Origin of the sequence: Marinobacter sp. es.048, assembly GCF_900188435.1 — a bacterium.
Lineage (GTDB): Bacteria > Pseudomonadota > Gammaproteobacteria > Pseudomonadales > Oleiphilaceae > Marinobacter.
The window spans coordinates 1,378,129-1,391,091 of record NZ_FYFA01000001.1 but is presented as its reverse complement, the minus strand read 5'-3'; the positions used below and the strand labels follow the sequence as shown (position 1 = coordinate 1,391,091).

The 12,963-nt window shown below is 56.8% G+C and carries 12 protein-coding genes; 10 read left to right on the top strand and 2 right to left on the bottom strand.

Annotated features, from left to right (window positions below):
- The first annotated feature begins 11 nt into the window (after window positions 1–11).
- The 8 genes from metF (at window position 12) to CFT65_RS06340 (ending at window position 8,226) form a co-directional block, all read left to right on the top strand.
- Window positions 12–881: a methylenetetrahydrofolate reductase [NAD(P)H] gene (gene metF, locus CFT65_RS06375; protein ID WP_088827135.1), complete on the top strand. Its 870-nt coding sequence runs from the start codon at window positions 12–14 to the stop codon at window positions 879–881.
- A gap of 333 nt (window positions 882–1,214) precedes the next feature.
- Window positions 1,215–1,973, top strand: coding sequence for a transporter substrate-binding domain-containing protein (locus CFT65_RS06370; protein WP_088827134.1), 759 nt, complete (start codon window positions 1,215–1,217; stop codon window positions 1,971–1,973).
- 91 nt (window positions 1,974–2,064) lie between these two features.
- Window positions 2,065–2,736 carry an amino acid ABC transporter permease gene (locus CFT65_RS06365; RefSeq protein ID WP_088827133.1) on the top strand — a complete coding sequence of 224 codons (672 nt, stop codon included), beginning with the start codon at window positions 2,065–2,067 and terminating at the stop codon, window positions 2,734–2,736.
- A 13-nt stretch (window positions 2,737–2,749) separates the two neighbouring features.
- Window positions 2,750–3,496, top strand: coding sequence for an amino acid ABC transporter ATP-binding protein (locus CFT65_RS06360; RefSeq protein ID WP_088827132.1), 747 nt, complete (start codon window positions 2,750–2,752; stop codon window positions 3,494–3,496).
- A 104-nt stretch (window positions 3,497–3,600) separates the two neighbouring features.
- Entirely contained in the window at window positions 3,601–4,953 is a 1,353-nt protein-coding gene (locus tag CFT65_RS06355; RefSeq protein WP_088827131.1) for an adenosylmethionine--8-amino-7-oxononanoate transaminase, read from the top strand.
- Window positions 4,954–4,982: 29 nt separating this feature from the next.
- Window positions 4,983–5,717, top strand: a complete 735-nt coding sequence (locus CFT65_RS06350; protein ID WP_088827130.1) for a 16S rRNA (uracil(1498)-N(3))-methyltransferase — start codon at window positions 4,983–4,985, stop codon at window positions 5,715–5,717.
- 119 nt (window positions 5,718–5,836) lie between these two features.
- On the top strand, window positions 5,837–7,066 hold the full coding sequence (locus CFT65_RS06345; protein WP_088827129.1) for a DUF445 domain-containing protein: 1,230 nt from the start codon (window positions 5,837–5,839) through the stop codon (window positions 7,064–7,066).
- Between the two features lie 110 nt (window positions 7,067–7,176).
- Window positions 7,177–8,226 (top strand): HDOD domain-containing protein, encoded by a 1,050-nt coding sequence (locus tag CFT65_RS06340; protein WP_088827128.1) that lies wholly within the window; start codon window positions 7,177–7,179, stop codon window positions 8,224–8,226.
- Here the strand turns inward: CFT65_RS06340 and CFT65_RS06335 are convergent.
- On the bottom strand, window positions 8,209–9,570 hold the full coding sequence (locus CFT65_RS06335; RefSeq protein ID WP_088827127.1) for a YihY/virulence factor BrkB family protein: 1,362 nt from the start codon (window positions 9,568–9,570) through the stop codon (window positions 8,209–8,211). The genes CFT65_RS06340 and CFT65_RS06335 overlap by 18 nt on opposite strands.
- A 201-nt stretch (window positions 9,571–9,771) precedes the next feature.
- On the opposite strand from CFT65_RS06335, the gene CFT65_RS06330 reads away from it, so the two are divergent.
- Window positions 9,772–11,025: an OmpP1/FadL family transporter gene (locus CFT65_RS06330; RefSeq protein WP_088827126.1), complete on the top strand. Its 1,254-nt coding sequence runs from the start codon at window positions 9,772–9,774 to the stop codon at window positions 11,023–11,025.
- A 50-nt stretch (window positions 11,026–11,075) separates the two neighbouring features.
- Here CFT65_RS06330 and CFT65_RS06325 read toward each other — a convergent pair whose 3' ends face one another.
- On the bottom strand, window positions 11,076–12,011 hold the full coding sequence (locus CFT65_RS06325; protein WP_088827125.1) for a D-2-hydroxyacid dehydrogenase: 936 nt from the start codon (window positions 12,009–12,011) through the stop codon (window positions 11,076–11,078).
- 93 nt (window positions 12,012–12,104) lie between these two features.
- Between CFT65_RS06325 and tmpT the strand changes: the two genes are divergently transcribed.
- Window positions 12,105–12,758, top strand: coding sequence for a thiopurine S-methyltransferase (gene tmpT / locus CFT65_RS06320; RefSeq protein ID WP_088827124.1), 654 nt, complete (start codon window positions 12,105–12,107; stop codon window positions 12,756–12,758).
- Window positions 12,759–12,963 lie beyond the last annotated feature (205 nt).

The window sequence follows — 12,963 nt, the reverse complement described above, 5'->3', positions numbered from 1 at the left end:
CGGGTAAACAGATGCAATCCCAGAAACAGTTCAAGCGCCGTTTCAGCTTTGAGTTTTTCCCGCCCAAGACCGACCAGGGCAAGGAAAAGCTGCAGAACGTGCGTAACCAGCTGGCCGAAGTGAATCCGGACTTTTTCTCTGTCACCTTCGGCGCGGGTGGTTCCACCCGGGACCGTACCATCGAGACCGTGCTCAACCTGCATAGCCAGGGCATTTCCACGGCACCGCATCTTTCCTGCGTCGGGGGAACCCGCCAGGAAATTGGCGAGCTGCTGGATCTGTATAAAGAGCACGGAATCAACCGGATTGTCGCCCTCCGGGGCGACATGCCCTCCGGGATGGGTGCCGCCGGTGAGCTGCGCTACGCCAACGAGTTGGTGGAGTTTATCCGCGAGCACAGCGGCGACACCTTCAACCTGGAAGTGGCGGCGTATCCTGAGTTTCATCCTCAGGCTCGCAATGCCGAAGAAGATCTGAAGAACTTTGCCCGCAAGGTTCAGGCTGGTGCCAACAGCGCCATTACACAGTACTTCTTCAATGCCGACAGCTACTTCTACTTCATCGACCGGCTGGAGAAAATGGGCGTTACCATTCCGGTGGTACCGGGCGTCATGCCCATCGTCAATTTCTCTAACCTGGTTCGTTTCTCGGACATGTGCGGCGCGGAAATTCCGCGCTGGATTCGCAAACAGCTCGAAGCCTACGGCGACGACAGCGATTCCATCCGCAAGTTCGGTGAGGAAGTGGTCACCGAGATGTGCGAAAAGCTGTTGAGGGCCGGAGCGCCGGGATTGCATTTCTATACCCTGAACCAGGTAGAGCCCAGCATCAGTATCTGGAAGAACCTGGGCATCAGTGAGCGGGAGAAGATTGCTTTCTGATGTAGTTTTCTGGTGTCGGATTACGGCCCGCTGGGCCTAATCCGACCTACATCCTCACACACGCTACAAAGCTGCTTCCAAGCAGACCTACCAGCCCCTTGCAACCTGCCATCATCGTAGGCTAATTAGTTCCAAAGGAACGTAATCCAACAATGCAGCCGCCCCTTACTTCTCCGCCAAGCATTTGATTTCCTGCGCCCATCTGCGCAATAGTCTAAAGTGTATGTGATGCAGTTCCATCAACGCTCCCCGGAGATCGCAGTCAACAGCAGTGATTGGTCCGGCTTGCCTTACCGGGCAATTGGAGCCTCATAAGAAAGACAAGGAGAATGTATGAGCACGAAGTGGCTGAAGACCGTTAGCGCCAGTCTGGCACTCACCGTTGCCGCAGGAACCGTCAGCGCAGAAACCCTGCGCGTCGTCACCGACCCGAGTTTCGTTCCGTTTGAAATGATGGACCAGGAAACCGGTGAAATGATCGGTTTCGACATGGAGATCATCCGCGAGGTGGCCGACCGTGCCGGTTTCGAAATTGACCTCAACACCATGGACTTCAACGGCATCATTCCGGCACTGCAAACGGGTAACGTGGACATTGCCATCGCTGGCATCACCATTACCGCTGAGCGCGAAGAGATCGTAGATTTCTCCGACCCGTACTACGATTCCGGTCTGCGTATTCTGGTTCGCCAGAGCGAAGATGGCGTCACCGAATTTGACGACCTGGAAGGCAAGAAAATTGGCACCAAGATCGGCAGCACCAGTTATGACTACTTGATAAGGAGCCTTGAAGAAGATGACGGTGTTACTCCGTATCCAGGCAGCTCCGACATGTACATGGCTCTGATGTCCCGTGCCATTGATGCCGTCTTCTACGATGCACCGAACGTAGGCTATTTTGCCCGCACCAAAGGTGAAGGCAAGGTCAAGACGGTTGGACCGCTGTACGAAGGCCAGCAGTACGGCATCGCCCTCAAGAACGGCAGTGAGTGGGTTGATGATGTAAACGATGCCCTCGCCGCAATGAAGGAAGATGGTACTTACAAAACCATCTACGAGAAGTGGTTTGGCCCCATGCCTGAAGGCATGTAAGGGCTCCCGGACCCCAGAGGTCTGATTCCCTGTGCCGGGGCATCCCTGCCCCGGCACTTCGTGACTCCAAAACTCTGCGGAGACTCTCACTGTGGAATTCCAGTTTCAGTTCGACTGGCAGGCTGCCATCGACTCCATCCCTTTTCTGATAAAAGGGATACCCTACACCCTGCTGATTTCCTTCGGCGGTCTTCTGATCGGTTTTGCTCTGGGCATATTCTTCGGCCTGTTAAGCATCAACAAGAAGTGGTTCCTGCGGTGGCCGGCAACCGCCTACATCGAAATCTTTCGTGGCACTCCGATTCTGGTTCAGGTCCTGTTCATTTTCTACGGTCTGCCCGACCTGATCGGCGGCCCCATTGATCCCCTGACGGCCGGTATTGCCGCCATTGCCCTGAACTCCGGCGCCTATATATCCGAGGTGGTTCGCGGTGGCGTTCAATCCATCGACAAAGGTCAGACCGAAGCCGGGCTCTCACTCGGGCTCTCCCGTACCCAGACCTTCTGGTCGGTTATCTGGCCCCAGGCGTTCCGCCGGATGATTCCGCCCCTGGGTAACCAGGCCATTGTCAGCATCAAGGACACGTCCCTGTTCTCGGTGATCGGCGTCGGTGAGCTGGTACGCCAGGGCCAGATCTACATTGCCAATACCTTCACCGCGTTTGAGGTGTATTTCGTGGTCGCGATTCTGTATCTCGCCATTACCCTCTCACTGTCCCTGATTCTCCGCTACGTCGAGCGGCGCGGACTGGTCTCTGTCTGAAGGAAAGGTACCCATGACTCATATTGTTGAAATGAAGGGCATGAACAAGTACTTCGGCAACCTGCATGTCCTGAAAGATATTGATTTAACCGTCGAGCGAGGCGAAGTGGTTGTCATCATTGGCGCCAGTGGCTCAGGCAAATCCACCCTGATCCGCTGCGTCAACGGCCTGGAAGAATTTGAATCCGGGCATCTGAAGGTAGAGGGCCAGGAGCTGGCTCCCAAGAGCGGGAACCCGAAAGCCCTCTCCGAGATCCGCAAGGAAGTCGGCATGGTGTTTCAGCAGTTCAACCTGTTCCCCCACCTCACCGTAAAAAAGAACATCATGCTGGCACCGCAGAAGGTCAAGAGCGAATCGCAGACCGTTGCCACCGCCACCGCCGAGCGACTGCTGAACCGGGTTGGCATCGGCAACCAGGCCGACAAATACCCCAGCCAGCTTTCCGGCGGCCAGCAACAGCGGGTTGCGATCGCACGGGCCCTGGCTATGGAGCCGCGCCTGATGTTGTTCGACGAGCCTACTTCAGCGCTGGACCCGGAAATGATCGGTGAAGTGCTGGACGTTATGCGGGAGCTGGCCAAAGAAGGCATGACCATGATGGTCGTTACCCACGAGATGGGCTTCGCACGTGAAGTGGCTGACCGCGTGATCTACATTCACGAAGGTGCGATTGTGGAACAGGGCAAACCCCACGACGTGTTCGACAACCCGCAGAACGAGCGCACCCAGGCGTTTCTTTCACGGGTTTTGGCGCACTGACAAATCCGTCAGACGGCAGAGTGGCGAGCGGCCGCTGTTAACTGTAATATCCGCACAGGTTAACAGCGACACCCCAGAATCTGACCGTCTGACGGAGAATTACCATGCGCAATGCTGACCTCGTCACCCGTGGCCTCAAGTCCGTGTGGCACCCCTGCACCCAGATGAAAGACCACGAAGGCGCCGTGCCCCTGGTGCCCATCAAGCGTGGTGAGGGTGTCTGGCTGGAAGACTTTGAAGGCAATCGCTTTATAGACGCCGTCAGTTCCTGGTGGGTCAATCTGTTCGGTCACGCCAATCCGAGAATCAACGCGGCTATCCAGAAACAGATTGGCGAGCTGGAACACGTTATCCTCGCCGGTTTTACCCACGAGCCGGTGGTCAATCTGTCCGAGCGCCTTATTGAAGTTACACCGCCCGGTCTGAACAAGGTCTTTTACGCCGACAACGGCTCGTCTGCCATCGAAGCCGCCCTGAAGATGAGCTTCCATTACTGGAAGAACCACGGCAAACCGGCCAAGAAAAACTTCGTGAACCTGAGCAACAGCTACCACGGCGAAACCCTGGGCGCCCTCGCACTCGGCGATGTATCGCTTTACAAGGACACCTATCAGCCACTACTCATGGAAGTGCTGACAGCCCCTTCGCCTGACGCATTCAACAAGGAGTCTGGTGAGACCGACGAAGCCTATGCATTGCGCCAGTTTGAAGCTATGGAAAAGCTCCTGGCCGAGAAGCACGACGAAATCTGCGCCGTGGTGGTGGAGCCGTTGATCCAGTGCGCCGGCGGCATGCGCATGCATCATCCTATCTACCACACCAAACTGCGGGAAGCCTGCGACCGCTATGGCGTTCATCTGATTGCGGATGAGATCGCCGTTGGTTTTGGTCGCACCGGTACCCTGTTTGCCTGTGAGCAGTCCGGCATTACTCCGGATTTCATATGCCTGTCCAAAGGGCTTACCGCCGGCTACCTGCCCCTGTCGGTCGTGCTGACCACCGATGATGTCTACAACGCCTTCTACGACGACTACGAAACCCTCAAGGCATTTCTGCACAGCCACAGCTACACCGGCAACCCCATTGGTTGCGCCGTGGCGCTGGCGACCCTGGACATCTTCCGGGATGACAATGTGATTGACATCAACCGCGGACTCTCTGCTTGCATGGCCGAATCCGTGGCGCACCTGGCAGACCACCCCAATGTCGGGGACATCCGCCAGCATGGGATGACTTTGGCCGTGGAGATGGTGAAAGATAAAGCGTCGAAAACGCCTTTTCCCTGGCAGGAACGCCGTGGCATTCGTGTCTACCAGCACGCATTGACCCGCCAGGCCTTGCTTCGCCCCCTGGGTAATGTGGTTTACTTCATGCCGCCTTACGTGATCACTGAAGAGCAGATCCGCCACCTGGCCCAGGTTGCAACGGAAGGCATTGAGATCGCGGTTCGCGACTGACAACCGCCAGGAACCTGAGAGACCAGCTCATGCGCATACCCCGCATCTATACCGATTCCGCCCTCGCCCAGGGCAGCACTGCCGAACTTGATGACAACGCCGCACAACATGTGGGCCGGGTATTGCGCATGCAACCGGGGCAGGGACTGCTGCTTTTTAACGGTGATGGCAACGACTACCCCGCCACCATTTCCAGTGCCAGCAAGAAGAACGTGGAAGTCCAGGTGGGCACTCCACAGGCCAATACTACCGAATCCCCCCTGGAAATCGTCCTCGGCCAGACCCTGTCCAAGGGAGACCGCATGGACTACGCGGTGCAGAAAGCCGTGGAAATGGGCGTCACCCGCATCGTGCCGCTGTCTACCGAACGTTGCGACGTAAAACTCAAGGGCGACCGGGAAGACAAGCGCCTGCGCCACTGGCAATCCGTTGCCGTCAGTGCCGCCGAACAATGCGGTCGTGCGCGTGTGCCCGAGATAATGCCGGTGATGACCGTTGCCGAGTGGCTGGAACACAGCCGGGACTGCGAAGTTCGCCTGGTTCTACACCACCGCACCGAACACGCTCTGAAGTCCATTATCCCCCCGGAACGCGTCGCTCTCATGATCGGCCCCGAGGGCGGGCTTTCCTCCGAGGAAATCGCCCAGGCGGAAAAAGAAGGTTTCCTGCCGGTTGCGCTCGGCCCCCGAGTTCTGAGAACGGAAACCGCTCCGGTGGCGGCCATGGCAATTTGCCAATGGCTGTGGGGTGACATCGGCGGCTGAACCGCTCCGACCGTGCCGCCGTCTCATGTCGGCACGCAAGTCATTGACATAAAGGGGTGCCAACAACATTATCCCTGTCGACTCCGAAAGCAAAAACACGATCACACGCGAGTAACGGGATGACAAGCCTGCTAAGCACCCAAGAATTCTGGCAATACCTCAGTATCCCGGTCATTGCCGCCCTGATTGGCTGGACTACCAACTGGCTGGCCATCAAGATGACTTTCTACCCACTGGAGTTCATTGGCAAACCGCCACTGCTTGGCTGGCAAGGCATTATTCCTTCCAAAGCCCGCAAAATGGCGGCCATCAGTGTCGATGCCACGATTTCAAAGATCGGAACCGTTCGGGAGATCTTTCAGCAGATCGACCCTAAAGTCCTCGCCACCCATATCGTTCACTCCGTCGAACCCCGTATCGAAGAGTACGTGGACGAAATGATGCTCAAGGAATACCCCACCTTCTGGGAAAACCTGCCTGCCTCTGCCCGGAAGATGGTTTATGACCGCGTCCGCAAATCCACGCCGCAACTGGTGGATAATCTGGTGGAAGATGTGTCCGACAACATCGAAGACCTGCTGGACATCAAAGGCATGGTCATCGAGCGCCTGGCAAGCGACAAGGAGCTGCTGAACCGGATCTTTATCGAATGTGGCGAGGTGGAGTTCCGTTTCATCATCAACTCGGGGCTCTACTTCGGCTTCCTGTTCGGTCTGATTCAGATGGCGGTCTGGTATGTCTATCCGAGCTGGTGGGTGTTGCCTTTCTTCGGCCTTCTGGTGGGCTGGGCGACGAACTGGATTGCCCTGAACGTGATTTTCCGGCCGCTGCACGCGAAAAAAGTCGGCCCCTTCCGGATTCAGGGCCTGTTTCTGAAACGCCAGCCGGCCGTGGCGGAGTCCTTCTGCCACATTGTTACTCACGAGATTCTCACCGTTGGCAACATTATCAACGCCATTCTTGACGGCCCCAAAGGTGACCGGGCCCGAAACATGGTCAAGAAGCACATCAAACCGCTTGTGGATGAAACCGCTGGCATGGGTAAGGCATTGACCCAGATGGCCTTCGGGCCCACCGGCTTTGCCACCCTCAAAAACAAGGTTGGCGAGAAAGCCATTGAGATATCACAGACATCCTTCAACAACCCGGTGTTCGAGAAAGACCGCGCCCAGGCCGTCGAGGCCATCATGGTCGAGCGGATGATTGCCCTGTCTTCCGAGGAATTCCAGGACCTTCTCCGGCCCTGTTTCCAGGAGGATGAAATCAAGCTGATTCTTGTGGGCGCTTTCCTCGGCTTTGGCGCTGGCATCTGCCAGCTGGTGTTCGTGTTCGGGGAATCGTTCCTGTAAATTCCTGCAATAATTCACGGGCTTAAAACCTGTGCAAGAATGCGTCGTACATCTATACTCTCGAAAACGGAGGTTCATTACTTCAAAAAGGTTCGACCCGGAGGCAACGGATGCCAGGTTTTCTCTCCTGGATTTCAGGATTATTCGCAACCAAGCAGTCTGCGCCACCCGCTCCGGAAGCAAGGCTGTTCAATCCATCCGCAGAAAACCCGGCCCACGACACTCCAGACACAGGCCCGGAACTGGCCCAGCAATTGGAAGAGCACTTGTTCTGCTGGCTGCTGGACGCCGAACCCGCAACTCTTCGGGCCGATCTTTCCTCCTATGACCAAGTGCTGGAGGAACTCCATAAGCGCCTGGCCAACAACAAAATGGAAGAACTCCCACGGCAACCCATGAGCCTGCCCATGCTCATGCGGGCACTTTCCGACGAATCGACTGACCGCCATCGGCTGACGGAGATCATTCTTGGTGATCCGTCGCTGACCGATCAATTGCTCCAGATTGCCAACAGCCCCTATTTCCGAACCAGCGACCATGCCATTGAGTCGGTGGACCAGGCAGTATTTGTGCTTGGAGTGGATGGCATCCGGAATGTCATTTCTGCGGCAGTAATGCGTCCCATGATGGCCGCAAGGAACAGCCGGGAAGCGCTTTTCGGGCAGCGCGCCTGGCGCTGGGGCCTGACCTGTGCGCGGGCAGCGGAATTGATTGCAAGGACTCAGGGCGACGACACCAGCGCCCACTTCATGGTGGGTTTGCTGCCTTCACTGGCCTACATCACCGTCCGTCGGGAACTGCAACGCATATGCCGGTCACGCACCACAATGAGTGAACCAGAGCCTGCGCTTGTTCGCCATGCTCTGGCGCGGTACCAGTGGGCTACCTGCCAGTCTCTGGCGAATGAATGGAGTCTTCCTCCCAAATATCATGCCTATCTGTTGGCGGCAGAACGGCCAGCGCCCCGGCAGAAACATACGCCGCTGACTGATGGCATGGTTATTGGTACTCGGGAAGTACTCAGGCACGCTCACCAGCGGAATCTTGCCGAAGAGGATCTGCCCAAAGTGGTGCGCTTGACCCCGGAGCAGATCAGCAACCTGCGCAATGCTCTGCAGAAGATGCTCCGGGAGGGCGGTCGCTCAACTGTCAGAAGCTGACACAGGCTCCGGCTTGGCAACCGATCTGGTCTTTTCCTGGTCATCATCAGCCCGCAACAACTCGGCGAATGTTCGCGTTTCCTCCACCTTTCGAGAGCCCACCAATTCAGCAGAGATGACCTTCGGCAGCCGGTCAACGATCCGGTCCTCGTCATAGCGAATCACCTTCAAGACTTCGCCCACGGTGATCAGGTCCAGGGCCCGGCCGGGCACAAGTCGATCGCCCTGGCTTCCGGCGAGGCTAAGCAAACCTGCCCGGATCAACTTGTCACTTAGCGCCCGTGTTACTTCGCCTGGCACTCTCAGCTGGTGCTCCAGTACTTCCTGCTGAGGTGCAGGCTTACCTTCACTGAAGGGTTTGGCCACCAACCACATGGTCGCAAGCGCCACGTTTTCCTGGAGTTCCGGTGCCAATTGCACTTGACGCCGCTTGGCCACGGATCCGGGATTCTGCAAATAAAACCCCAGACTGGCACCCAGCAGCAGAATCATCCAGTTCAGATAGATCCAGATCAGCAGGATGATGCCGATGGCGAAACTGGAATAGATCGCCGCATACTTGGCGGAACCGGCAACAAAGGACGCAAACAGCATTCCGCCCGCCTGCCAGGAAACCCCCGCCACCAGACCGCCGATGGCGGCATAACGCAACTTGACCCGGGTATTGGGCATGAACACGTAAACAAAAGTGAAGGCGCCAACAACCAGGAAAAATGGCGTGAAACGGCTCGCCACAAGAATCACCGAACCAAACGGCTCGATTTCGATGAGCTTCTGGACAATGGTCGAGGAGAAAATGGTCGCGCTCACGCCAATGGCCGAAACCATCAGCAGTGGTCCCACCATGATAACACTCAGGTAGTTGCTGAAGCGCTGCGCCATGGAGCGCATGTCTGGCACGCGCCAAATCATGTTAAAGGAGCGTTCGATTTTCTGCAGCAGTGAAACCACCGTGTATACCAGCAGCGCCAGGCCCACAGAACCAAGCACCCCAACTTTCATGTTATCCACGAACCCGAGAATTTGCTCGGCGAGCTCTATCCCCTGCGGCCCCAGCGGCTCAAAGAACTGGAACAGGAAGGGCTCCATCCTCTGGTGCACACCCAAGGCCTTTAGCACCGAGAAGCTCAGGGCAAGCAGTGGCACGATACTCAGCAGCGTGGTGTAGACCAGGCTCATGGCATGGAGAGTGAGCTGCCCGCTGAGTACGTCCCGGGCCATGGCATACGCCGTGCGCCCGACCTTGTACAGCCAGGTCCAGGGCCAGCTCTGGGGCGGATTGGGATTCGCCAGAATCCAGCTTTCAGCTGCCTGGAGCCGGTCTTTTAATTGGAATGAAGCCACTTTAGGTCCTGTCGTTCCATGTTTTGTTCAGATTATCAGTCAGATAACCGGTCTAACCAGAGTATGGCCGATTAACGGCAGTTTGCGAGGGCTACACATCCAATATAACCATATCAGCATTTATTACTTCCTCTTATAACAGATTTTCTGTAAAAAGGCCGCTATTCACGAAATGGCATTTTTCTGATCGGGTATTTTCTGATGCGAATCAAACTTGCTCTGGGCGCTGCTGCATTTACTGCCTTCTCCCCGGTGACCGCCCTCGCCACCAACGGCTATTTCAGCCACGGCTATGGCACCATCAGTAAAGGCATGGCCGGCGCCGGTACTGCGTTGTCCCAGGACAGTATTGCGGCAGCGATCAACCCGGCGGGCATGGCTTTTGTTGGTAATCGCATTGATGGCGGTTTCGAAGTTTTTTCGCCGAGGCGAGAGTACACGGTTGAGGGCCCGCTTTCTCCTCCACCTGCATTCTCGTTGCAGCCCGGCGCCTATAAAAGCAGTCGCAACGGTTTTGTTATTCCCCACCTGGGCTTTAATCGGGAACTGTCAGATACCACAAGTTTCGGCGTTTCGGTGTTTGCCAATGGCGGTATGAACACCGATTACTCCGGTAAGAGCGGAGGACCTTTCTACGCGGGCCGAACCGGTGTAAATCTGGAGCAGCTTTTTATTGCCCCGACCTGGTCCTGGGAATTCTCCGACAACCAGGCCTTCGGCATTTCCCCAGTCATTGCCTATCAGCGCTTCGAAGCTGAAGGTTTACAGAGCTTCGCGCTATTCTCGTCAGACCCGGCCGCACTTTCCAACAACGGCACCGACGATGCCTGGGGCTACGGTTACCAGATCGGCTGGCAGGGCGAAATCACAGATACCCTCCGCGGTGGCTTGAGCTGGCGCAATATTCTGAAGATGAACGAGTTCGACAAATACCGCGGTCTGTTTGCGGAACAGGGCGACTTCGACATTCCCCAGATGTTCAAGGCGGGTATTGCGTGGTCCGGACTTGAAGACCACTGGTTCCTGCTGGATATCCAGCACATCCGTTACAGCGAGATCAATAGCGTGGGCAACCCGCTGCTGCCAAATCTGCAGACCGCACAACTCGGCGATGATAACGGCGCAGGCTTTGGCTGGGACGACATGACCATCGTCAAGCTCGGCTGGCAGTGGCAGCAAACCCATTCCCACGCGTGGCGTGCCGGTGTGAGCTACGGTGAGAATCCGATCTCAGACGAGGATGTGTTGTTCAACATTCTGGCACCGGGTGTTCAGGAATGGCACTTCACCGGTGGTTTCACCCACAGCTTCAGCGAAAACCTCGATGTATCGGGCATGGCGTTTTATTCCCCCGCCAAGACAGTAACCGGACCCAACCCGCTCGCACCGAACCAGACCATCGATCTGGAAATGTACCAGCTGGGCGCCTCGGTCAGTGTGGGCTGGAAATACTGAACTGCCCCCATGCCAGTCTCGAAAGCCCCGGTTCCTCCGGGGCTTTCCTTTTACAGCACCGATTTGAGATTGGCAGCGGTGATACCTACAATCCGCTGCCGCGCCTCCCGGCTGGCCCAGGCGGAGTGCGGGGTAATAATCAGATTCGGAATATCGTCCGCCAGCAGGGGATTGCCGTTTCGGGGCGGTTCCTCGGTCAACACATCGAAACCCGCGCCGCCAATTTCGCGGGCGCGCAGCGCATCCGCCAGCGCCTGTTCGTTCACCAGGCCACCACGGCTGGTGTTGATGAGCAACGATTCCGGCTTCATCATTCTCAGCTCGCGGGCGTCGATCAGATCCCGGGTCCCATCGGTGAGCAGGCAGTGGAGCGAGAGCACGTCTGCCTGGGGTAGCAGTTCGTCCAGTGGAATTCGGGAATATCCGTCCACCACACCCGGTTCCTGCCCGGGCCGGGCACCAAGAAGAACCTTCATGCCAAACGCCGCAGCCCGCTCTGCCACGCCCTGGCCCAGATCGCCATAGCCGATAATACCGAGCGTGCGGCCCTCCAGCTCCATGATCGGGTGATCCATCAGGCAGAACATATCGCTTTTACCCCAACGCCCTGCCTGGACATCGCGGGTGTAATCCAACAGCCGGGTGGCCAGCGCCAGCATCAGCGCCATGGTGTGCTGAGCCACCGTGGAGCGGCCATAGTTGGTCACGTTCATCACCTCGATGCCGTGATCCTTCGCCGCCGCCTGATCGATGTTGTTCAAGCCGGTCGCCACCACTGCGATGGTTTCAAGTTCCGGGCAGGCCTCGAAATGCTCCCGGCGCAGCACCACCTTGTTGACCAGAACGGTATCAAATCCGCGGATGCGTTCTAGGACCTCATCCGGCGCTGTCCGTTCATATTTCTTCAGCCCGCCCGTCACCGACTCGATGGGCGACAGATCGACATCATCGCCAAGGGTTTTGGCATCAAGGAACACCGCTTTCATACTTTTCTCCTGAATCCAGATGGCCACAGATTAGGGTAGACTGAGATAAACGTCCAAAACTCAAGATATGCAAGCATGAACAGGGTATGAACCATGGAACATGAATTCTGGCATGAACGCTGGGCCAAAAAGGAAATCGGTTTCCACGAGGGCACGGTTAACAAGTACCTCTATGACCATTGGCCGGAACTGGCCGGCAAAGGCACCGATGCCGTCTTCGTCCCACTCTGCGGCAAAGCCCACGACATGTGGTGGCTCCACGACCGCGGCCACCCCATCATCGGCGTAGAGCTGAGCGAACTGGCCTGCAAGGACTTCTTCGAAGAAGCCGGCGAGAACGCGAAAGTTCACCCCGGCGAACCCTTCATTACCTTCAAACACGAAAACCTGCAACTCTGGTGCGGCGACTTCTTCCAACTGGTACCGGAAGACCTCAAACACGTGCGACTGGTCTACGACCGCGCCGCCCTGATTGCCCTGCCGCCACACATGCGCAAAGGCTATGTTGACCATCTGACCGCCATCATTCCGGACGGCACCAGAATCCTGCTGATCACGCTGGACTACGACACCGAAATCAAGGGCCCGCCGTTCAACGTCAGCGACGAAGAAGTGCGGGAGCTCTACCAGGGCGACTACAAGATCGAGCACATCCTGACCAACACCCTGGCCAAGGATCATCCGTTTACAAAGAGAAAAGGTCTGGAAAACGCCTCAGAAAGCGTCTTCCGTTTAACCAAACTCTAGCCTGCCTTCAGGCGGTCGCCTCCGTGGCCTGATCGGAGTGTATCGGGTGGCTTTCTGACAACGAATTTGATGTCTGAGCGAAGCGAGTTGCCAATTCGTTTTCAGAAAGCCACCCGGTGCACTCCAGCCCCCTCACACTGCCCCCCCAGAAACCCGGCAAGCTACAAAACCAACACACCCGCCTAACATAATTTAATGAACCTTA